Here is a 21901-nt window from a genome sequence, read left to right on the forward strand (position 1 = left end):
AACGGCCTCAACTCAGCTTCACTTCATCAAGTACCGGCAACAGGATGATGAATTCCGTGAATTCATCATCGCGGGATTCGACTTCAATTCGCCCGCCATGCTTTTGAACGATGATGTCGTAACTGATGGACAGGCCCAGACCCGTGCCTTTCCCGCTGTCCTTCGTCGTAAAGAAGGGATCAAAGATGCGCTTCTTAACATGCTCGGGAATACCGGGACCGTTATCTCTGATGCGGATTTCAATGTCTTTGTTCTTCACGGCGCTGGCAATTTGGATGACCGGCTGATAGTCCGCATCGTGCAGGCTGCGTTCGCAGACCGCGTCCAGCGCGTTGTTGAGAATGTTGACGAACACTCTGCTCACATCCTGTGGCACGATGTTGATGACGGGGAGTGCGGGGTCGAGCAGGAGGTCCATGCGTGGTTTGCATAACGCACCTTCCGATCGCACGCCATGAGCCGCCAGTCGAGAGGCGTCGGTGAGGAGTGTGTTGACATTGGCGTATTGACGCGTTTCCGACGAAGACCGTGCATGCATCATCATGCTGCGCACGATTCCATCCGCGCGTGCTCCATGTTCATGTATTTTGCTGACGCTTTGACGCAGATCAGCCATGATCGCCTTTTTCTCCTCCACATTATCCGAGCTCTGATCCAATTCATCGAGCAACTCGATGGAGCCCTGTGCGAAATTGTTGATGAAATTCAGCGGGTTCTGGATTTCGTGTGCAATACCTGCCGTCAGTTGTCCCAATGAGGCGAGTTTCTCCTGGACGACCAGTTGGTTCTGCATCGCGCGAAGTTGTTCATTGATGCGGGTCTTCGACTTATTTGCCGCATAGAGGAAGAACGAGAAGACGAGGACAAGCAAAAAGGCAACGGAGGCGCCGATGGCGATCATGCGTTCCAAGCGGCGGGTTTGCTCGAGGAGCTCGTTGCGTTCCTTCTGGAAATCCACCTCATGTTTCAGATCATTGAGCCGGAGATCCTTCGCTTTGGCATCACTGAGAACACTGTCCTTCATCATGGCGAAGAGAGTGTGGGCCTTATAGGCCTGCTCGTAGTTTCCCAAGCTCGCGTAGGTCAGCGCAATTTCCTGATAGGTCTCTTCGATTTGCTTAAGATCGTGTACCTCCTTATTGAGTTCCAGTGCCTCGCTCAGGTACTCGATCGCGTCCAGGTAGCGGCCGGTTTTTCGATGGATCGAACCGACACTGAAAAGAGAATTTGCCGTCCTTCGCTTATCGTGATGCTTGCGTCGGATGTCGAGGGCCTTCTGATACCAGTCGAGTGCTTCCGTGTACTCGCCACGCTCATCGTAGAGATACCCCAGGTTGTAGTATGCGATCGAAACGCTGAGCTCGTCGTTCAGCTTTTTGAAGAGGTCGACAACTGTTTGCAGATTGACGAGTGCGTTTTCCCAATCCCGGAGTTCGATGTAAATCATACCGAGGTTCAACCGGGGGTTTGCGATCTGGAACGGATCCGTCGGCTTCTGTGCCAACGCCGAAAGAAACATATCACGCGCTTCTTCACTGTTTCCCAGTTCTCGACGGACGAGACCGATATTCGTGTACATCGCAGCCAGGCCATTGACATCTTTCAGTTCCTCGAAGATTTTCAATGCCTTCCAGGCGGGATCAACTGAGCCGGGATAATCACCGATCACGGTGTGGATAACGTGGATGTTACGCAACGCCCATGCCTGCCCCTCCCGATACTGTGCGTCAACAGCCATGGAGTACGCCTCCTTGGCAATCTTCATGGCCTCCATCGGTTCAACATGCCGAAGTTCCCAGGCGAGATCATTCATCGTCTGAACCCGCATCGTCGGATCGGTATACGTATCAATCCTCGCCCGGATGCTGTCAATTGATCGTGGCTGTGCCTGAACGGAGAGGAGTCCGATAAGCAGACAGATCACGAGGATTCCAATTGTCTTCGTCATTGCGCCCTCCAGGTTCGTATTGCCACGCGTTCGATGTGACGATGAGTGTCGCCCGCTGAAATAAGTAGAACTGAATCTCTCCTAAAATATGAACGAATTATCCGGAATGCAAGCTGAGCGGGAAGGACGTATTCCGTTGCATCGCACTATCTGAAGCAAAATGCCGCGTTCAGCCCACTGTGTGCTCTGGTACAATGCATTTGCATGTTGGAGATGTTGCTCGTATATTGCTGATTGTTATTCAGTGCAATTCGAAACAGCGTTCTTCCATCCCCGCAAGGGTATCACAGACGGATTTCTCCGGCGTTCCCGCCCGGATGTATCTGTAGGATTGTATGACTTGTGGACCGTGGAGTGAAACGACCAGCGGATTGCATTGCGGGTGCCCGAAGTCCCATGTTCGCGTTTCCCGGTTTTTCAACAGAGGTCGGTGTCTCGAAATTTCTAGTATACCCACTGATATCAGGAGTTTCCGCATGCTTCAACATCGTTTTCCGCTGCTTTTTATCGCTGTTCTGCTTTTCGCAGCCGGCTGTAAGTCGGTCCCTGACACGGAAATGCTCACCACCACAAAGAGATTGTATTTTCGGTGGGAGCCCAATGCGTCCGTTCCTGGAGGAGGAATTATCGTCGGCAATGATCGCGGTGAAGGCAGCAACGGTAGAATTACCGTCGAGATCCCGATTCCCGAGCCCGGTAGCACGGGTGATATTGAACTGACGCACGAGAATCTTATGCATATGACCATCACGATAACGACAGATGAAGGTGAGACAATGTCGTTCGATGATTCTCATATCGCGACTGCGACGTATCAGTTCACCTTCACTCATACGTTCGACGATGGCAGTAGCGCAAACGTGGTGGTGAGCCACCAAATGCCGGAATAGCAAGTTCGCCATCGCCGCTTTTGAATTGAAACGGGTACCCGCGACGGAGCTGTCGCGTCGCGGGTGCTGTTTGTAGCCCTGAAGTCTCGGCGACAACACCAGGCTCATGGTATGGACGGAGATATTCTCTCGGCTGCGAAACAAAGGCCGTCCTCGAAATCACCGTCTACACCGGTCCGCTTGACCAGCGTGTTTTTCCCTGGACCATACTTCGATATGTCCGCGCAAACGGCGCCGGACAGAGTGATACCACATACATATCCAGGAGGTATTTATGGTGCTCAACGCAAGCGAATTCACCTTTGAGATCAGCGGATGCTGGCAAATCTCTCCCTTCGATCCCAATGTGAAGGTGATCGTGGTTCGGGGTGAAGGCAGCAACGGTGTGATTACTGTGAGCGTCCCTCATCCGACCAGTCCAATTCCGGATCCTCAGGAGCTGTCTGTACAAAACATCAGCAACTTCGATCTCATCGTGCATACCTCGCCTACCACGGCTACGCATTACGACATGTCCTCGCTTGAAACCGACAAGTTCCTGGTGTTGTTCTCTCTCACCTGGCCGGCCGGCGAAGTAGTCAACTACCGTATCCGTGTGAACTGCTGAGAGCTTCCTCGAAGCACACTGCGCACCCGTCTGCGGACCCCGGGGTCCCTTCCGGTGCGATCGAAAGATTGCCGACTTTGCTGCGGATATACTGCTCCGGCGATGGGGGATGGACCCGAAATCCATTCCCCATCGCTGTTTGTTTCTCTTCCTTACCCCAAGGACGAGCAGGCGGATTACCAGTTGAGTTTTCATACAGAAAAACTGCGAGCGCTTGCAACGCAGCAATCCTCTCCGTATATTTCCTTGTTCGTTTACACTCAATACCCACCCGACTCCTTGCATGCCGTTACCCTCCGGCATACAGCATCGCCAGTCGTCGGTGCTCTCATCACGCTGTAAGCCACATTGGTTGAACAGGCACACCGTAGCACCTTGAAGTACACAATCTGGACCTCTATTTCATGGTTGCCAAGCTCAGTGTCTATATGTTGATGTGCATGTGCCTGTGGACGAGGGCATATGCCCAGGTCGTGACGTCAAACAATGGGTACAATCCACCCCCGTTCACCTACTCGATAGTACCTTCCTTCGATCTGACCGCGAACACGACTGTTTCGAAAACCAGAGAAATATACAATCTGCAGCTCGGTGGCAAATTCAAGGCGGATTTATCATACAATGTTGGCCGAGTCAATATCCGAACCCTTATCGATGCGCGCCTGGCCCAGAAGGTAAACTCCGACCGTATTCCGGAGCGTACCGATGACGATTTTGTGATGTCGGTGATCCCTTCCTTTCGTCTGTATGCGGACCGAATTCTGACGCTTGCGCTGGACATGACGATGCAGACACAGATGACCAATACCGTGGTGGACGAGAATTACAGCAAGAGGTTTTTGGATCCCGTGTTTTTCTACCAGACGCTGTATCTGGGCCATCAGTACGAGTGGAAATCGCAGGACAAGAAGGATTATTTCCTCTTCCGCCACGGACTGGGGTATGCCTTGCAGCAGACCTCCTATTCGCGATTTGTCCTTACCTCCGACCGCCTGGGCGACAGAATCGGCTCGCAAAATCCCCTGACGGAAATCCAACGCAAGGGGGGGCTCAAGTTGGAATCGGGTGTCAGTTATCTTGCGGGACTGGACTACCGAAGCGATCTGGCGGATGACCTGAAATTTCGATTCGAGAGTTTCGGTGTGATGCTCTCCAAAACGGGATTCATCGGGGATCCCGCTGAATCCCGGGCGTACTTTAAAGTCAATCCCTCACTCACCTATAAGAATTACCTGAAACTCGAGTACCGCCTTGTAACGACCTACGACAAGAATTACTCCAAGCGGCGAAAGCTCATTCAGGAACTTACTATCGGCCTCACCTATGACTTGCATAATTAACCCGGCATGAAAGTACTGTGCCGCACATATTTCCGCTAATCAAGAGGAGTTCGTACATGACAAAATCCATTCAGCTCTTGCTGATCGCCGTGGCACTCGTTGCGGTGTTCACCGACTTCGGTAACGCACTGCGTACAAAGGCCAATGTTGAAGTTCAATTCAACGCGACGTGGACCCCTGATCCGACTCTGCCCAACGGCGGTGTGATCATCGGTCGCGGAGAGGGCAGCAGCGGTGTCATTACCGTGGATATCCCGCCACTCACCTCCGTGCCCGAGACCCCGGTGCAACTGACCTGGGAGAGCGTGACCTCCATGGACATCACCGTGATCAACGAGAACGGAGTGCAAATGCATTTCGGAAACCGCGCAATCAAGCCCTCGGCATATCTCATCGAATTCACCCATGACTGGGGGAATGATGTTGTCGTGAGCTACCAGCTGCGCAACAACTACGAAGGGAACTAACGGACGCTCCCGTCCGCGAGCCCTGGACGAAACAGTGCACGGTGCATCCAGTATGCACCGTGCATCATTATTTCCGGGGCAACAGATCAGATATGTTCGAGCTATCGGTAGCCCGTATCAGCTGTCGTGCGCCACGTGTTGCTACTCCGTTGACGCGCAGAACAACGGCGTGGGTTGCGTGAACAGTCATGCTTCGGTAGCTTTGCTTCAGGACTACGACGGTCCTGTCACGCAACTATACTGAGGCCAGCACCCATGCAGGATTATGAAAAACTCGGTTCCTTCTATTTGGGCCGTGTTCTTGACAACGACAGGCAGCCGGGAGGCGAACCGCTGCTCTACGATGCGAAGGACCTCGTCACCCATGCGATCTGCATTGGCATGACAGGCAGCGGTAAAACAGGTCTGTGCATCGGCTTGCTCGAAGAAGCCGCCATCGACAGCATCCCCGCGATCGTTATTGATCCGAAAGGGGACATCGGTAACCTCCTGCTGACATTTCCGGAAATGCGGGCGGAGGATTTTCGTCCCTGGATAGACGAACAGGAAGCCGCGCGTCAGGGGCTGGATCCCGAGGCTTTCGCGGAGAAAACCGCTGAACTCTGGAAAAAAGGACTTTCTTCGTGGCAGCAATCCACTGAGCGCATCGCGAATCTGCGTGCCGCGGCAGACCTCGCAATCTATACGCCGGGCAGTACCGCGGGGCTCTCCGTGAGTCTGCTGCGTTCTTTCGCCGCACCGGCAGAAGAGGAACGGACCGATGCCGATGCCATGCGGGACCGCATTCTCGGCGCCGTGTCAAGTCTCCTCGCACTCATCGGGATAGACGCCGATCCGGTACAGAGCAGGGAGCATATACTGTTATCGAATATCCTCGACCATGCCTGGCACGATGGCCGCGATTTGAGCATGGCAGATATTATCCGCGCGGTGATGACGCCCCCGTTCGCATCCCTCGGCGTTTTCGACATCGAATCGTTCTTTCCCGAGAAGGACCGTCGCACCTTTGCGATGCAACTCAACAATGTACTCGCCTCGCCATCGTTTGCCGCATGGATGGAAGGAGAGCCGCTTGACATCGAGCGCCTGCTCTATTTGAAAGACGGCCGGCCGCGCATCTCTATCATGTCCATCGCGCATCTTTCAGACGCCGAGCGCATGTTCTTCGTCACCATGCTGCTGAACGAAGTCATCTCCTGGATGCGCCGGCAGTCAGGAAGCAGCAGTCTGCGCGCAATTCTCTATATGGACGAGATCTTTGGCTACTTTCCGCCCTCTGCGACACCACCCTCCAAAAAACCCATGCTGACTCTGCTGAAGCAGGCGCGCGCTTTTGGCGTCGGTTGTGTGTTGGCAACGCAGAATCCGGTGGATCTCGATTACAAGGGTTTGGGAAACACCGGGACGTGGTTCATCGGGCGTCTCCAGACCGAACGCGACAAGCTTCGGCTGCTCGACGGGCTGGAGGGGGCGCTGGCTTCCGCGGGACAGACGTTCAACCGTTCCGAAATTGACATCATCCTTTCCGGGCTCGGGAAGCGTGTATTCCTGATGAATAACGTACATGACGATCACCCAGTGTTGTTCGAGACACGGTGGGCACTCTCCTACCTCCGCGGACCTTTATCGAAGTCGCATATCGAAGCATTGATGGCCGGGAAAAAAGCCGGTGAGAAAAGCGCAGCCGCCCCCGCGCGTACGCCCGGTGGTGTTACCGCCTCTGCACCCGTCGAAGCAACGCGAGCACACACAACAGCTGTCGCGGGTGCGGGAGTGCTCCCCGGCGCCCCGGAAATTCACTTCCCACCTGTCGCAACGCTCGCCGGGGATTATGAAATGCTGTTCAGACCGGCGCTGTATGCCAGAACCCGTCTGCACTACGTCCATACAAAATCGGGTGTGGACGAGTGGGAAGATCACGTCCTCCTTGCAACGGTTCCCGACACTACTGACTTCGTGACATGGGAAGAGACAGCTCTGTTCCATCCGGAAATCGAATTCATACCCAACGGTCCGGACACTGCCTATACCCGGGAAGCGATCCCGGATTCCGCCGCGTCCAGGACGAGCTTTTCCACGTGGAAAAAATCCCTCGCCGAATGGATTTACCGCGACTTTGAACGTACCGTCTGGCAATGTCCCGAATTGAAACTACTCTCTTCACCGCAGGAGACGGAAGGACAGTTTCGCGTACGCGTGCAACAGAGGTACCACGAACAGCGCGATACGGCGATGGAAAAACTTCGTTCGCGTTACGCACCGCGCTATGCGCGTGCACAGGAACGCATCCGTAAAGCGGAACAGCGTGTCGATCTGCAGGAGGCGCAATACCGGCAGCAGCAGGTATCAACGGCCGTTGATATCGGATCAACGCTTCTCGGAGCGCTGTTCGGGCGCCGCTCGGGTGTGTCCGGTATCGCCCGTCGGGCAGCAACAGGCGTCGGGAAGGCGAGTCGTGCGATGAACGAACGCGCGGATGTCACGCGCGCACAGGAGGATTTGCGGAGCGCGCAGGAAGAACTCGTCATGCTGGAGGAGCAATTCAAAGATGAGGTGGCGCTGCTGCAATCGCAATTTGCCGTGGCGCCCGCCATCGAAGCCGTTGCCATCAAGCCGCGCAAAACCGATCTCTCCGTATCCGATCTCGCTCTTGCCTGGGTGCCCTGGGCGGTGCCAAAGGACCCCGGCGGAGAACCACGCATGTTACTGGAGTGAAATCGCGGCGCATCGAAGGCGAGGGAACGCGACGGGCGCGTAGGTCTGTCGGTCGAATTGCCTGGCGATGAAAAAAAGTAAGGGGATGCGTGTTGTTCGCATCCCCTGTCTGTGTTGGGAGTACTGCCGTACCGGTGCTTAACGTGCCACCAGTATATGACGTTGCAGCGTCTGTCCGCCTTCGCTGAGACGGATGAGATACGGTCCGTTTGCCAGTCGGGAGACAGGGATGTTGAGGTTCGAAGTTCCGGCAGATATCTGCGTCGGAGGATGTGCATACACGCATCTGCCCAGCATATCGAACACGTCCAGACGCAGCAGTCCTGGTTTGCCGCTGCCGACCTCGATCTGCACCACCTGGTCAGCCGGTTGCGGATGTATACTCCGCATAGTGACATCCGGTGTATGCACAGCTTCCACAGCCAGAGGCCGAAGATGTGCCATACCCGCGTTCAGGACCTCGCGGTCAGTTACATCTTCGCTGTGCGTGGTAATGAATGCCACGACGCTCAGATTCTCCTCTATACCCTCGGCATCGTAGTCGAAGTGGTAGAGCGCCTCCCATTCGGAGGATGCCGCCGGGGCATCGGGCAGAATGCTCTCATCGCCCCAACTCCCCGTCGCGGACGCACGCAGTACGTGCCGATGCTCGAAATCAGGAACGGGATTGGGGAGGGAATAGAAGGGATGGTTTCGGTATGTCGTATTTCCGCTGAAATAATTTGCCTGGTTCCATCCGCTGCCACTCCCCGTGAGTTTGTCGTGAACCAACCAGCAATGCACACGGTAATCCGCGGGAGGAGCATAATCACTGAACGTCAGAACCACTCTGGCAGTGATTCTTTTCCTCGCTGCGTCGTAGCTGCTCGTCACATTCACCGACAGGGGAGTGTAGGTCTGGCGTCGGTCTCCGGTGCGAAGCACCCAGGCTTCATTGCCCCGCGAAATCGCTACTCCTTTCTCACCTTCGAATTTTACCCGATCGATCATGGCTGTCGGATACGCAGGTGTGAATGCCTGCGCTATGGCCGATCCGGCGGGAATGATCATCGCATCGTTGCCACCCGCATGAATGGCGACCGCGATGGCGTCGGGATACGCATCGCGAACACGTTCAACTTGCAGCATGCCGTCCGGGCACCAGCCGCACCATGCACCGGTGAATTCCTCGACAAGCACACGCTTCGGAGAAGTGATACCCAGTATCGTGAAAATCGTGGTGCTCAACGTGTTATTCTCCGCGACTTCGTCGTCACCGCCGTTGATGTCGAATATTCTGCATGTCAGTATGTACTCGCTTCCCGCTGCGTCGGGTGTCCATCGTACGGGATGCACGAATGCGTGCGTCTGATTCGATCGCAGAGTCAGATTGTCGACATCCAGCACCTGCTCCCCGGACCCGTTGATACTGTACCCCACGCGGAAAGAGGTTATTGTTTCCGAACCGCTGTTGCGCACAGTTCCGGTGACGCTTACCGATTCCGTGTGACGTATCACCGCGGGAACGTCGAGCGTTTCGAGCGCGGCATCCAGCGCACTTTGCGACCAAGTGAAAATCGTCCGGATGTCATCGTTCGGGTCCGCAGTCAGGGAAGGGTACTCGAGATCAGGGCTGTCGCCGGCCAGAGTCAGCACGCTACCGTCAGCATTGATGGCTCCCATCGTACCCGACATATTCCGCGATGGCTTGCCCGCGATCTGCACGATTTCGAAGCCGCCTTTTTCATACAGAACCAGGGCGAAACTCACATTGTGTACCGACCACGAAGAGCCCTTCGGAACAGCGCTCACCCACATAATGATATGTCTGCGATCCGGTGCAACACCCGTCGTCTTTGTGCGAACTTCGTTGGACCATATCGAGTGACCGCCCTCGAGGAAGAGGTCATCCCAGAAGGCGAAGATAGCGTTATGCACGTTTCCCGCGGCATTATCGGGATCGCTGACGGTAGCGGACGGATCAAATGTGATGTACCCATTGTCACTGATGAAATAGCCATTGACGCTGGTATCACCAAACATCCAGGAGAAAGGGAGGGTTTGCCATCCTGTCAATACGTCATCCATTGGCCCTGACCCAATCAGGGCGCATCCGTTACGGAAGTCACTCATATCCTCTTGCGGACCGGTTGTCGAAGTATAGGTCCAGGTTTGCGCGAGGAGCGGGGAAGTACAGACGATGAGCAAAGCGGTAAGCAGTGATTTCATGCGCAAGACTCCGATATTGCAAAACAAATCAATAAAGATTGACAGTCGTATTCACTGTGAGGTTACTCACGCGACAGTTCATTCGGAGCGCAATGCCTGCGCCTCTGGGGAAGCGGGCTGTGGATCGCTTGCATTTGATGTCACGCGAGGGAGAGACCGGTGTGCAGCGATGACAGTGTCTCCGAAAATCGACAGGGGAGAAAATCCGGTGGAAAACGCAAGCGGAGGGCATCACCCTCCGCTTCGCGAAAACATAATCCGAGCCCTTTTTCTGCCCTTTCAGTCTTTTCAGTGGTGTATCCTGCGGAGGTCAACGATGAATTTCGCTGACGAACTCATCCACCTCGGGAATGCCCCCCTGGAAAATGAGATAGCCATTGTAGGGCTCTCGCGTCGTTGTTTCACGATTGATGGGCGTGAGCATAATGCGCTTGACTTCTTCGGGATCTTCGCTTTGCCCCATGGCCCAACCAAGTTTGATATAGGCCGATTCGGGCAGCATGTTCTCCAAAGGAATCACGCCGAGTTCCATCATTTCGCGACCCGTTTCGTACACGTACATCTGCACATAGCCCCACAGTGTCTGCACTGTCATGTACACGGCGACACCGGCATCCTGCGCGCGTTTGAGAGCGGGGTACAGCGGTTTGTTGACGTGACCGAGGCCGGTACCGGCGATGATGATACCCCGATAGCCGTTTTCGACCATCGAGTCGATCATGTCGGCCTTCATGTTCGGATAGTAATACACGATGCCGATGCGATCATCAAAGACGGCGCGGACATCCACGTTCCTGTCCTGGCGTCGAGGATTGTAATCGTTGCGCAAATATTTGAAACCGTCACGATTGACGATGGCCAGCGGAATATCGCCGATGGTACGGAAGGTCGAGCGATAGGACGAGTGCATTTTCCGGACGCGGGTGCCGCAGTGGAGAAGGCCGTAGTCATCGGAGGTCGGTCCGAACATGCAGACCATGACCTCGGCGATATCGCAGTCCGCGGCGGTCTTGACGCTATGCATCAGATTCAACGCCGCGTCGGATGACGGGCGGTCGCTGGAGCGCTGCGATCCGACCATCACAATCGGGACGGGGGAGTTCTGGACCATGTACGACAATGCCGCAGACGTGTGGTGCATGGTGTCCGTACCATGCCCGATAACGATGCCGCGGACGCCTTTCTCAATTTCCTCGCCGATCTTTTCCGCGAGAATCATGTACTGTTCCGGGCCCATGTTTTCACTGAAGACACCGAAGAGTTTCGTCGTTTCCAGATTGCAGATATCCGCGAGTTCCGGAACGGAACCGTACAGCTCGCCGGGCGTGAAGGCGGGGATAACCGCGCCGGTACGATAATCCAGTCTGCTCGCGATAGTTCCTCCTGTACCGAGCAGAACCACTCGAGGCTTCTTGGGATCATACGGGAAGGCCTTTTCCGGAATCTTGTACACCGCTTCTTTGTAGCCGATTTCCTTTCCGGCAATAATTCTATCCGCCCGGATACCGACGTTGTAGCCGGTCTTCATCTTGATCACGATGTGATCACCGTCAGCAGTTTCGGAGCGCGGCAAAATGATGCCCTCAAAGGAATCGTCTTCCGTGGTCAGAACTGCGTCGCTCCAGACGCGCACACCGAATTGTTTCAGCGCTTCGAGTGCGGCGCCCTTGTACCCTTTGTATGTATCGTTGCTGCTCATGCTGTGCGCTCCTCTTCAAAATATTTCCGAACGGCGTTGGCGACTTCTGCGCCCGGAATGCGTCCGCGCACCTCGTTCATCACGAGGTCGAGCGTGAGATTCTCTATGTTCTTCTCATCGTGGACGCCGTCGAGAACGATACGCAGTTTCGCATCATGGATGATGTCGTGCAGGTCATCGGGTTGCAGACGCGGCTTGAGTGTGTCGGAAGACCAGCCGCCATTGAGCGATGCCCGCATCGCGGCGGAAAGGCCGTCGAACGTCATGCGACCTTCCTGGATGGCGGAAAACATAGATCGCAACGTATCGTGATTCCAACTCGTGTAGGCATGCCCTTTACGGTAGAGCCGTCGGGGTATGCGCCATAATGCCACCGCGGCCTGCATCGGAGTGAAGCCGAATTGTCCGACCGCCTCGTCGTAGAGCGGGGCCAGCGCGGAGTACGCCAAACCATCCACTGCATCGGAAGGTACGCCGTCTGCGATGAAGCGACTCCTCCGCTCCCAATACTGCACTGGCATTCCCGCACGAATACGTTCGACGCGCTCAGGCGTGATGCGGAGCGGGGGCAGGTCCGTGTCCGGATACATACGCTGCGGACCGGGGAGTATGCGCTCAAAGCCCGTCGTCCCGTCCCGCAACGCTTGCCGGGTCTCCGAAGGAATGCCGATAGTGACTTCCTTGGCACGAATGGCAATTTCCTTGACAGCGGTATCCACGTCGGAGGCATCGCCCCAGACGAGCACCACCACATCGGAGGATGTGGCGCCAAGCGCAGCCTTGCACTCTTTCCATTCGGCGCCGGAGAGTGTTTCACCGGGGCTGTCGGAGTGGATGATGTTCGGGAGAACGGTCAGGCAGGCGATGACGCGAACGCGGTCAGCGATCTCCCGCGCGAAGGTGGTGCCGTCCTGGGTTTCCCAGCGCAGCAGCCCCGCCCAGCCCGGCAGACGCACGGCTGCGATTTGATGTCCTTTACGGACCGCATTTTCAATGGGGGTGAATCGAGTGCGCTTGAGAATGCGCGTCACATCCGCAGAGGAATGCGTGAACGTTTCGGTGGTGATGCCGCGGGTAATAAGCTCCTCGCGAAGGCGCAGGAGATTCCACTGCCGTTGCGCTTCATTGTAGGTAAGCAGTGGCATCAGGCCGATACGCGGTACACCCTTGATTTCGATGCGTGTCCCGCCGCTGACGCTGACATTCGTATCGGCGCGCGTCGCGCCGATTCCCCGGCGGACATGCCCGGTGGTACGCATCATTTTCCTGAGAATCTGGGCGACATCCGCCACTTCCTGCGGTGTGCGCATATCGGGTCCGGTCACGAGCTCGATGAGCGGCATACCCAGTCGATCAGTATTGTACGTTCGTCTGTGGCCGACATCGCTTATTTCCCTGCACGAATCCTCCTCCAAACCGAGCTGAATGATCTCGATGTTTCTTTCCCTGTAGGGCACGGAACCGTTGATGCCGCAAATGGCCGTTCGTTGAAAGCCGGTGGGAATGCTGCCATCGAGATATTGCTTTCTTGCGATGTGCAGTTCGTCCACCAGCGTCAATCCCGCAAGCATGGAGATTTCGAGAGCGAAATCGAGCGCTTCCGGATCCACCATGAACGGAGGAGTGTCGTCCATTTCGTAGGTGCAGACGGTTTCGCGATTGACGCGGTAAATAATTTCCTTGCGGGTCTTGAACTCCATCAAGGCCGTACCGTCGTACTCACCGAGTTCCGAAAGCGTCGGGCGCATGTGACGGAGAATCTCCGCATGAAATTCCTTGCTGTAACGTCCGGCCGGGCAGCGGCAGAACAGTTTACTGGTGGTCAGCAATTGCTGATGCACTTCCAGTCCGGATCTGAACCCGACAGTGGCATAGTCCTCGGGTGTCATTTCCTCGAACGGCTTGAATCTGAAATCGTACATTTGGAAATACAGAGCTGGTAAGAAAAAAACCGGAAGTCCCGGAGGTCGGTGGTATCACAGTAATTTAAGACTGTCGTGTACGGGAACCAAATCGAATAGCCCGATTCGGCCCCGCGCTTTTTTGGGCGTCTTGCGGAAATTCGGTAGAATGTCGGTGGAGAGTTGAAACTGAGGTTATCATGAAAACGCGAAAAACTATCAAGAGTCCTACCGCCTGGGAAGATCGTCTCGGGTATTCCCGTGCCGTTCGTGTCGGAAATATGGTGTTCGTTGCCGGAACAACAGCCGTGAACGAATACGGCGAGGTCGTCGGCCGTGCTGACTCCTACGAACAGGCACGCTACGCCTTCGAAAAAATCGAACGCGCGCTCAAGGAGGCCGGCGCCGAACTCAAACATGTCGTACGGACACGCATGTATTTGTCGGACATCCGCTGCTGGGAATCCGTCGGCAAAGCGCATGCAGAACTGTTCGCCGATATCCGGCCGGCCGCGACCATGGTGGAGGTCAACCACCTCATCCATCCGGATCTTATGGTCGAAATCGAAGTCGAAGCCGTTATCCCCTGACGAAGCCACGCTATTCCGAAGACGGGAACTCACGGAGTATGATCGAGATCAGAGGGCTGCGAAAAACCTTCGGAGACGGACAGCCCGTTCTTCAGGGAATCGATCTCACTATTCAGACCGGAGAAACCATCGCTATCGTCGGTCAAAGCGGTTGTGGAAAAAGTGTTCTCCTGAAACATATCATCGGCCTGTTGCAACCGGATGACGGGGAGGTGATCGTCGATGGCCACAATGTGCATACCCTCGACGAGGGAGCTCTCTACCAGCTCCGCGCCCGCTTCGGATTTCTCTTCCAGGGTGCGGCGCTATTTGATTCCATGACGGTGATGGAAAATGTTGCGCTCGGTCTTGTGGAAAATCGCCAGCTCGGGGAGAACGAAATCCGCCGCATCGTCGCCGAAAAACTCGCCATGGTCGGGCTCCCGGGTATCGAACAGAAAAAACCCTCTGAACTGTCGGGCGGAATGCGCAAACGCGTCGGTCTCGCCCGCGCGCTCGCAACAAATCCGGACTACCTCCTCTACGACGAGCCCACCACCGGCCTCGATCCCGTGATGTCGAATCAAATCGATGCGCTGATCGCCAATATCACCAGACAACTCAACGCCACATCCATCGTGGTGACGCATGACATGTTCAGCGTCTATACCATCGTGCACCGCGTTGCCATGATACATGACGGCCGCATCTACTTCACCGGCACCCCCGACGAATTCAGAAGCACCGGAGACCCGGTGATCAACGATTTCATCGAGCGCTTTTTACCCGCCACAGGATAACCGCGAAAAGACGAGGGCAGAGCGGGGGAGTGTCCGTCAATTCGGATTGACGAACGCAGACCGCGGGAGCGGGGCGGCGGATGCTGAACATTTCTTCTGTATCATTGCAGTATGATCGCTGCGCTCTACATCGTGTCCACACTCGTTTCGGCGTGCGCATGAAGAAAATCACACTGAAAAAAACCAGCCTTTCCCTTATTACCGGCGACGAAGCACGCTACACCATACGCTATCGTGACGAGCTGAACGCGGCGCAATACGAAGCCGCCGTGCATGCGGACGGGCCGGCGCTGGTGGTGGCCGGAGCGGGTACCGGAAAAACCCGCACGCTGACCTATCGCGTGGCCCGGCTCATCGAATCCGGCGTGCGGCCCGAGTCCGTTCTGTTGCTGACTTTTACCCGCAAGGCGGCGCGCGAGATGTTGCGCCGTGCCTCGCTGCTGCTGGATGAACGCACCGAGCGGGTCTCCGGCGGCACCTTCCATTCCTTCGCCAATCTCCAACTCCGGCGTTATGCACCGGAATTGGGATACGCCGCCAATTTCACCATACTCGATCAGACCGATTCCGAGGACGTCGTGAACCTCCTGCGCTCCCGTCTGGGACTGTCGTCGAAGGAAAAGCGCTTCCCGAACAAACAGACGCTCCAGCGCATGTACAGCAGCTCGGTCAATACGCTCACACCCATAGACATCATCGTCGCACGGGATTTCCCGCAGTTCGCGGAGCAGATCGATGAGATCGAACAACTCGCCAAAGCCTACGTCGCCTACAAAAAGCAGAACAACATCATGGATTACGACGATCTGCTCGTCAACCTCGTCGTTTTGCTTGAAGAGCAGGAAGCCATAAGGTCGAAACTCGCGGCCCATTTCCGCTACGTCATGGTGGATGAGTATCAGGACACGAACAAGCTTCAGGCCAGAATCGTCCGGGGGCTCGGCGGATCGAACAGGAACATCATGGTCGTCGGCGACGACTCGCAAAGTATTTATTCCTTCCGCGGTGCGAATTTCCGGAATATCATGGATTTCCCGAAGGAATTTCCGGACTGCCGGGTTATCACGCTCGAAGAGAACTACCGCAGCACGCAGCCGATTCTCGATCTGACCAACGAGATCATCAGTCGATCGGCGGAGAAATACCAGAAAACTCTTTTTACCTCACGAGGGCGGGGCATCATCCCCGCACTGGTCGCCATGGAAGGGGAGAACACGCAATCGCGCTACATCGCCCATACCATACTCGAGCTTCGCGAAGAGGGTGTTCCGCTGAAAGAAATCGCTGTGCTCTTCCGTGCCGGTTACCACTCCTTCGATCTCGAAATCGAACTCGCAAGGGCGAACATCCCTTTTGTGAAATTCGGCGGCCTCAAGCTCATGGAAACCGCCCATGTCAAGGACATCCTTGCCTATCTCCGCATCGTCGAGAATCCGCGGGATGTCGTGTCGTGGACGCGCGTGCTGCTTCTGCTCGAAGGTGTGGGCCCGGTCTCCGCCGAGCGGGTCGTTGATGAAATCGCCTCGGGGTTGAATCCGCTCACTGCGCGATCGGAAGAGCGGCTCGGGCACCTCGTCCGCGGGGACCATCTGCCGGAGCTTCTCGACGTGTTGCGCGATATTGCACCTCATGGAATTTCTCCGGCGGATAAAGTCGCGCGCTTGCTCCTCTATTACACCCCCATCCTCAAAGCGCGATACGACGATCATCCCAAGCGCTTGAAGGATCTCGACATGCTGCAGACTATCGCCGAGCGCTATGCCCAACTCGCCGTGATGCTTGCCGACATGGCCCTGGAGCCACCGAATGAGAGTGTCGAGGACCTTGTTCCCGAAGGACAGGAAGAGGAATTCGTCACGCTTTCCACCATTCACAGCGCCAAGGGACTGGAATGGCATTCGGTGTTCGTCATGTACCTCCTCGACGGTCGCTTTCCGGTAACCGCCGCCGCCGAAAGCGATGAATCCATGGAAGAGGAGAGGAGACTCTTTTATGTTGCCTGTACCCGCGCCCGGGAGCGTCTCTATCTCACGTATCCGACACGGATATACGACCGAAGCACCGGTACCATACTCAGCAAACCCTCGCGCTTTCTGGACGGACTCCCCGAGCGGTTGCTCGACGCCTATGTTGTTGACGATTGAAAAATGGTCTTCTGATGCCGGACCCGATTGTGATGGCTGCCTGAATCTTCCAGCTTGTCGCGTTCATCCGTCGCTCCGGGCGCCGGCTGCCTGAACGCGTGCAAACGTCCCTACTTCGCGTCAGGTGTTTCCGTGTTCCTGACCAGCACGACCTGTCTCTGCGTCAGCTCGGCAAGGTCCTGCAACAACCGCTCTCGTCGCGAACATCGCACGCGGAGGGCATACTCCGCGTTGTCCTGCCAGTTGCGGGAGATGATCTCGGCTTCCTGTCCCTCGATGGCATGATGTACCTGGCTGGTGACCTCATACGGAAATGTGATCGTGAACTCGTCGGTCAGGTAGCGCGTCTCGATGGTACAAAGACCGAGTACGGATTCCGCCGCATCCGTGTAGGCCCTCGCCAGTCCGCCGACGCCGAGTTTTGTGCCGCCGAAATACCGCACGATGATGATACCCGTGTCCGTCAGATGATGCCGGTCGAGAGCACCGAGAATTCGTTTCCCCGCCGTGCCGCTCGGTTCACCATCGTCGCTGAAGCGGAACGACGTATCATCGTAGCCCGTGCGACAAGCAAAGCAGTGGTGTGTGGCATCGTAATGCTCCTTGCGCACTGTTTCCAGAATCTCCAGGAATGCCTCCACCGTGCGTACCGGGACGGCATAGGATAAGAAACGCGAAGCGAGTATTTTTATTTCTGTCTCCCGCCGTTCGGCGATCGTCAGGAAAGCATCGACCTCTGCGGGATGTGTGCTTCCGGGCTTGTTCTGCTGTCCATGACTCATTGCGGTGCGTCGGCGGGTGAAAAAAGTTTAAGTCACAACCTACGAATTCCCGGCACCTCTTGCACCTATGAATATTGGAATAACGTGTTATCCCACCTACGGCGGCAGCGGCGTCGTCGCCACGGAACTCGGCATCGCGCTGGCGGACAAAGGGCATGAAGTCCACTTCGTCACCTATGACCGTCCGTTCCGACTGGATCATTTTCACGACAGAGTGTACTTCCATGCCGTGGAAATGGCGAACTATCCCTTGTTCGAATTCAATCTGTATTCGCTCGCGCTCACCAGCAAGCTGGTAGAGGTGGCGCAGTATCAGAAGCTCGACATACTGCACATGCATTATGCCATCCCGCACGCGGTCAGCGCCTATCTGGCCCGGCAGATACTGGGCGAGGGATCAATACGGACGGTAACGACACTGCACGGTACCGACTCGACTCTGGTAGGTCTCGAGCCGTCCTTTCTGCCACTCATGAAATTTGCCCTCGAACAAAGCGACGGAGTTACGGCGGTTTCGAGCTTTTTAAAGGAAAAAACACTTAGCACCTATCAGCTGGATACGAGCATCGAGGTGATTCCCAATTTCATTGATTCGCAGGTGTACGTGCCGAAAGAATCATGTAAATACCGTGAACTCTTTTCTCCCGCCGGTGAAAAAATACTTGTGCATACTTCGAATTTCCGTCCGGTCAAGCGTGTGACGGACGTCATACGCATGTTCGATCTCGTGTTAAAGCAGCTTCCCGTTCGGTTGCTGCTCATCGGTGATGGTCCCGATCGTTCGGAATGCGAAAATCTCTGTCGCGAACTCGATATCTTCGATAAAGTCCGCTTTCTTGGCAAGCAAGACGCCCTGGCCGACATACTCGCCGCCTGCGATCTCTTCGTCCTTCCGAGCCAATCCGAGAGTTTCGGACTCTCCGCCCTCGAAGCAATGGCTTGCGGAGTGCCAGTTATTTCCACCAGCATCGGCGGTATTCCGGAGGTGAACATTCATGCGAAGACCGGCTACATAGCCGAAATCGGCGATGTGGAGCGCATGGCGAAGTATGCGGTGGAACTGCTCACGAATGATGCAAAATACCGCGTATTTTCGGAAGCCGCGAGGCGGCGCGCCGTCAACGTGTTTGACAAGAGCGCCATCGTGCCGATGTACGAAGCGTATTATGAAAAAATTCTCGCTTCCTGAAGTCCTTCGCGCGACACCGGGCGGGGCTGCGGGAATGACGGTACCGCCATTTGACTTGTTTTTCTTGGCAGGGGCCTGCTAACTTGTTTTCTGGTACAATGTTGAGTGTCGAAAAGGTGTATTGCTTGTTGAACCGCATGTTGCGTAACCTCACCCCGGCCATACTCGCGCTGATTGCCATGTTGCTTCAGAGCTGCGCGGTATGGAATTTCGTGGACGTACGCTGGCAAAATGCCACCGGATATTTCAACACGTACTACAATGCCTCGCGTCTGTTCGATGAAGCCGAGGAAGAAATCGCCGAGAACCAGTTTACCAAGAGCATCGATCCGACCAAAGGCAGTCTCAGTGTCGCTGCCGCTCCGCGTGGAACAACGTTCGGGGAAGATGAAAGCACAGCGCGCATCAAACACGATATGGCGCACATCGAATCCGGCATCCCCTCCTCGGCCATTCAGAAGCTTGATCGCGTCATCGAAAAGTGCTCACGCCTGATCGTGAACTACCCCAAGAGCAAATGGGTGGATAACGGGCTGTTGCTTATCGGAAAGAGTTATTTCTACAAGCAGGAATTAACTCGCGCGGAAAGGAAGTTTCAGGAACTTCTGGACCGCTACCCGGACAGCGATCTGGTGACAGAAGCAATTCTCTGGCTCGGGAAAACCTATGTGAAACTCGAGCAGTACGAACTCGCACACGGTATGTTTGAACGCGCGATCATGCGCGCCGTCAGCGAATCGGAACCAGATTTGGCTGCCCAGGCACATTTTGAGATGGGGAAAATGTATCTCGCGCTCAAGCAGGGAGACGCAGCCATCGCCAACTTCGAACGCGCGGCGGAGTTCGATGCGGACAGGTATTTCCGCATCCAGGTACAGATTGCCCTTGCCCGCGAGTACGAACGCAACGGCGACAAGAAAAAGGCCGCGCAGGCGTTCCAGGATATTTTCAAACTCGATCCCAATCGTGATCTCGCCTTCATCGCCGAGCTGAACTACGCAAAACTGCAGCGTGAGATGGGGGAACTCGACGAAGCCAGCAATACCATTATCGACATGCTCGATAATCCGATGTATCTCGACTACGATGCGAAAATACAGCTCGAGATCGGGCATCTGTACAGGGAGTACTTCCGGCACTATCAATCCATGGACGACGACATCGCCGGGGATGCATTCACCGCGGCGCTGGAACAATACCGCTACGTTGATACGACCTTCAAGAGTACGGCCGAAGCGGCTGACGCGCTCTATGCGAAGGGGGAACTGTACGAGCTGGATCTCAAGGACTACGACAACGCCTTCGATAACTACAACAATGCGAAACTCGCCTTTCCGGGAGCCGAATCGGCGCAGCTCGCGGGGAAAAAGGCGGGTATATTCGGGGACTACCGGAAACTCCGTCGCCGTATGTATGATACGGACACCACACTCTTTTATGCGCGAAATCCCGATTCGCTTCGTGTCCGCGATTCGCTTCAGGTCATCACCGACTCCCTCGACCGGGAAAAGCGTATCGCCGAAGTCGGTCGTGATGCCCTGATGACACCCGAAGAGAAAATGGCGGAACGCTTCCGGCGTCGTAGGCCGCATGGCCGCAACACCGGCCGCATCAATCCCTGGATGATGGAAAAGGAAAAGGCCCAATCTCCGGCGATGGTGGGACTGATGAATACCGAGCAGGCGGTCGCCTCAGCCGGTCCGGCATACCGGCGTCTGAATCTCTCCGCGATCGATAAGGATTCCCTCCAGGCCTCGCTTGCCGTCCTGCAAATGGAGATGGGCTGGATGATGTTCGACAGAATTGCGAATATTGATTCGGCCCGATACTACTACACCAAAGCCCTGTACAATGGTCTGCCGGATTCGCTGAAACCGCAAGCGTTGTACACCATGGCTGTCATCGAGCGACGTGCAGGACTGGAGGATGAAGCCCGCGGATACGAAGACCGTCTCATCAATGCGTATCCGAGAAACAAGTACGCCCTCGGTATCATGCGTGCCCGCGGTCTGGATCCCCCGAAGGACAGTACGCAGATCTATCGTGACGCGTACGCCGAAGCAGCACAGGCGCTGGAACGTGGGGAGATCGAACGCGGGATCGCGCTCATGAAAAAACTCATCGAGCAATACCCGCATGCGGAAGAAGCACTGCGGGCGAAGCTCGCCATCGCCATGGTGTATGAGGACAAGCGCGGAAGCGAGGCCTTGGCCATGTACCGGGAAATGGTTGAAAAGCATCCGAACTCTCCGTACTCGAAACGCGGAAAGGAAATACTCGCAGCGATTGATATGGCGGAGAAAAACATCGAAGTCGAAAAAGCAAGGAAGGCGGAAGAGGAGAGCCGACGCGCCGCCGAAGAAGAAGAGCGGAAGCGAAAAGAAGAACGCCTCCGCAACCCGTTGCTCGACGAGGAACTGAAAGTACTCCGCGACTCCGTGCGCGTGAGTACCGAGCCCCAAAAAGATCCTCCCCGCGACGACGATTTTCCGCTCCGTCCGGGTGGGGACAAGAAAAAACCGCAACAGCCCGAGAAAAACCTTCCGTTCAGGAATGACCCGGGTTCCGGCCCCGTCAGGGATCTTCCTGTTCCGGGAGATACAGTACGAAAGCTTTCACCAGAATTTATCGAACCCGAGTAG

15 protein-coding genes are annotated in these 21901 nt (G+C 55.7%); 10 read left to right on the plus strand and 5 right to left on the minus strand.

Annotation, left to right across the window (positions count from 1 at the left end):
- Nucleotides 1–7 precede the first annotated feature (7 nt).
- A complete protein-coding gene (locus tag M5R41_01765) occupies nt 8–1948 on the minus strand; it encodes a tetratricopeptide repeat protein (protein ID MCZ7555116.1) in 1941 nt (646 codons plus the stop codon).
- A 476-nt stretch (nt 1949–2424) separates the two neighbouring features.
- On the opposite strand from M5R41_01765, the gene M5R41_01770 reads away from it, so the two are divergent.
- The 5 genes from M5R41_01770 (at nt 2425) to M5R41_01790 (ending at nt 7967) form a co-directional block, all read left to right on the plus strand.
- Nucleotides 2425–2838 (plus strand): hypothetical protein, encoded by a 414-nt coding sequence (locus tag M5R41_01770; GenBank protein MCZ7555117.1) that lies wholly within the window; start codon nt 2425–2427, stop codon nt 2836–2838.
- A gap of 274 nt (nt 2839–3112) precedes the next feature.
- Nucleotides 3113–3445 carry a hypothetical protein gene (locus M5R41_01775; GenBank protein ID MCZ7555118.1) on the plus strand — a complete coding sequence of 111 codons (333 nt, stop codon included), beginning with the start codon at nt 3113–3115 and terminating at the stop codon, nt 3443–3445.
- 404 nt (nt 3446–3849) lie between these two features.
- Nucleotides 3850–4785 (plus strand): hypothetical protein, encoded by a 936-nt coding sequence (locus M5R41_01780; GenBank protein MCZ7555119.1) that lies wholly within the window; start codon nt 3850–3852, stop codon nt 4783–4785.
- A 56-nt stretch (nt 4786–4841) separates the two neighbouring features.
- Nucleotides 4842–5252, plus strand: coding sequence for a hypothetical protein (locus M5R41_01785; GenBank protein ID MCZ7555120.1), 411 nt, complete (start codon nt 4842–4844; stop codon nt 5250–5252).
- 255 nt (nt 5253–5507) lie between these two features.
- Nucleotides 5508–7967: an ATP-binding protein gene (locus tag M5R41_01790; GenBank protein ID MCZ7555121.1), complete on the plus strand. Its 2460-nt coding sequence runs from the start codon at nt 5508–5510 to the stop codon at nt 7965–7967.
- A 138-nt stretch (nt 7968–8105) separates the two neighbouring features.
- Here M5R41_01790 and M5R41_01795 read toward each other — a convergent pair whose 3' ends face one another.
- The 3 genes from M5R41_01795 to gatE all read right to left on the minus strand — a co-directional run bounded on the left by M5R41_01795 (nt 8106) and on the right by gatE (nt 13796).
- Nucleotides 8106–10175: an Omp28-related outer membrane protein gene (locus M5R41_01795; protein MCZ7555122.1), complete on the minus strand. Its 2070-nt coding sequence runs from the start codon at nt 10173–10175 to the stop codon at nt 8106–8108.
- 310 nt (nt 10176–10485) lie between these two features.
- Nucleotides 10486–11874 carry a Glu-tRNA(Gln) amidotransferase subunit GatD gene (gene gatD, locus M5R41_01800; GenBank protein MCZ7555123.1) on the minus strand — a complete coding sequence of 463 codons (1389 nt, stop codon included), beginning with the start codon at nt 11872–11874 and terminating at the stop codon, nt 10486–10488.
- Nucleotides 11871–13796, minus strand: coding sequence for a Glu-tRNA(Gln) amidotransferase subunit GatE (gene gatE, locus M5R41_01805; protein ID MCZ7555124.1), 1926 nt, complete (start codon nt 13794–13796; stop codon nt 11871–11873). The genes gatD and gatE overlap by 4 nt, the downstream gene beginning before the upstream one ends.
- Nucleotides 13797–13975: 179 nt before the next feature.
- On the opposite strand from gatE, the gene M5R41_01810 reads away from it, so the two are divergent.
- The 3 genes from M5R41_01810 to M5R41_01820 all read left to right on the plus strand — a co-directional run bounded on the left by M5R41_01810 (nt 13976) and on the right by M5R41_01820 (nt 17288).
- On the plus strand, nt 13976–14365 hold the full coding sequence (locus M5R41_01810; GenBank protein MCZ7555125.1) for a RidA family protein: 390 nt from the start codon (nt 13976–13978) through the stop codon (nt 14363–14365).
- A gap of 38 nt (nt 14366–14403) precedes the next feature.
- Nucleotides 14404–15144 (plus strand): ABC transporter ATP-binding protein, encoded by a 741-nt coding sequence (locus tag M5R41_01815; GenBank protein MCZ7555126.1) that lies wholly within the window; start codon nt 14404–14406, stop codon nt 15142–15144.
- A 158-nt stretch (nt 15145–15302) separates the two neighbouring features.
- Nucleotides 15303–17288: an ATP-dependent helicase gene (locus tag M5R41_01820; protein MCZ7555127.1), complete on the plus strand. Its 1986-nt coding sequence runs from the start codon at nt 15303–15305 to the stop codon at nt 17286–17288.
- A 110-nt stretch (nt 17289–17398) separates the two neighbouring features.
- On the opposite strand, the gene M5R41_01825 is transcribed toward M5R41_01820, so the two are convergent.
- Entirely contained in the window at nt 17399–18070 is a 672-nt protein-coding gene (locus tag M5R41_01825; protein ID MCZ7555128.1) for an IMPACT family protein, read from the minus strand.
- A gap of 67 nt (nt 18071–18137) precedes the next feature.
- Here M5R41_01825 and bshA point away from each other — a divergent pair, with 67 nt between their 5' ends.
- Together bshA and M5R41_01835 are read left to right on the plus strand one after the other, a co-directional pair.
- Nucleotides 18138–19259, plus strand: a complete 1122-nt coding sequence (bshA, locus tag M5R41_01830; protein MCZ7555129.1) for an N-acetyl-alpha-D-glucosaminyl L-malate synthase BshA — start codon at nt 18138–18140, stop codon at nt 19257–19259.
- A 137-nt stretch (nt 19260–19396) separates the two neighbouring features.
- Complete coding sequence (locus M5R41_01835; GenBank protein MCZ7555130.1) at nt 19397–21901, plus strand: tetratricopeptide repeat protein; 2505 nt, start codon at nt 19397–19399, stop codon at nt 21899–21901.

It is taken from the genome of Bacteroidia bacterium, assembly GCA_027493955.1.
GTDB lineage: Bacteria > Bacteroidota > Ignavibacteria > SZUA-365 > SZUA-365 > JAOSJT01.

What these genes read in the sequence shown, in the direction of transcription:
- M5R41_01765 (MCZ7555116.1), bottom strand. Translation starts at nt 1,948, where the DNA reads ATGACGAAGACAATTGGAATCCTCGTGATCTGTCTGCTTATCGGACTC.
- M5R41_01770 (MCZ7555117.1), top strand. Translation starts at nt 2,425, where the DNA reads ATGCTTCAACATCGTTTTCCGCTGCTTTTTATCGCTGTTCTGCTTTTC.
- M5R41_01775 (MCZ7555118.1), top strand. Translation starts at nt 3,113, where the DNA reads ATGGTGCTCAACGCAAGCGAATTCACCTTTGAGATCAGCGGATGCTGG.
- M5R41_01780 (MCZ7555119.1), top strand. Translation starts at nt 3,850, where the DNA reads ATGGTTGCCAAGCTCAGTGTCTATATGTTGATGTGCATGTGCCTGTGG.
- M5R41_01785 (MCZ7555120.1), top strand. Translation starts at nt 4,842, where the DNA reads ATGACAAAATCCATTCAGCTCTTGCTGATCGCCGTGGCACTCGTTGCG.
- M5R41_01790 (MCZ7555121.1), top strand. Translation starts at nt 5,508, where the DNA reads ATGCAGGATTATGAAAAACTCGGTTCCTTCTATTTGGGCCGTGTTCTT.
- M5R41_01795 (MCZ7555122.1), bottom strand. Translation starts at nt 10,175, where the DNA reads ATGAAATCACTGCTTACCGCTTTGCTCATCGTCTGTACTTCCCCGCTC.
- gatD (MCZ7555123.1), bottom strand. Translation starts at nt 11,874, where the DNA reads ATGAGCAGCAACGATACATACAAAGGGTACAAGGGCGCCGCACTCGAA.
- gatE (MCZ7555124.1), bottom strand. Translation starts at nt 13,796, where the DNA reads ATGTACGATTTCAGATTCAAGCCGTTCGAGGAAATGACACCCGAGGAC.
- M5R41_01810 (MCZ7555125.1), top strand. Translation starts at nt 13,976, where the DNA reads ATGAAAACGCGAAAAACTATCAAGAGTCCTACCGCCTGGGAAGATCGT.
- M5R41_01815 (MCZ7555126.1), top strand. Translation starts at nt 14,404, where the DNA reads ATGATCGAGATCAGAGGGCTGCGAAAAACCTTCGGAGACGGACAGCCC.
- M5R41_01820 (MCZ7555127.1), top strand. Translation starts at nt 15,303, where the DNA reads ATGAAGAAAATCACACTGAAAAAAACCAGCCTTTCCCTTATTACCGGC.
- M5R41_01825 (MCZ7555128.1), bottom strand. Translation starts at nt 18,070, where the DNA reads ATGAGTCATGGACAGCAGAACAAGCCCGGAAGCACACATCCCGCAGAG.
- bshA (MCZ7555129.1), top strand. Translation starts at nt 18,138, where the DNA reads ATGAATATTGGAATAACGTGTTATCCCACCTACGGCGGCAGCGGCGTC.
- M5R41_01835 (MCZ7555130.1), top strand. Translation starts at nt 19,397, where the DNA reads ATGTTGCGTAACCTCACCCCGGCCATACTCGCGCTGATTGCCATGTTG.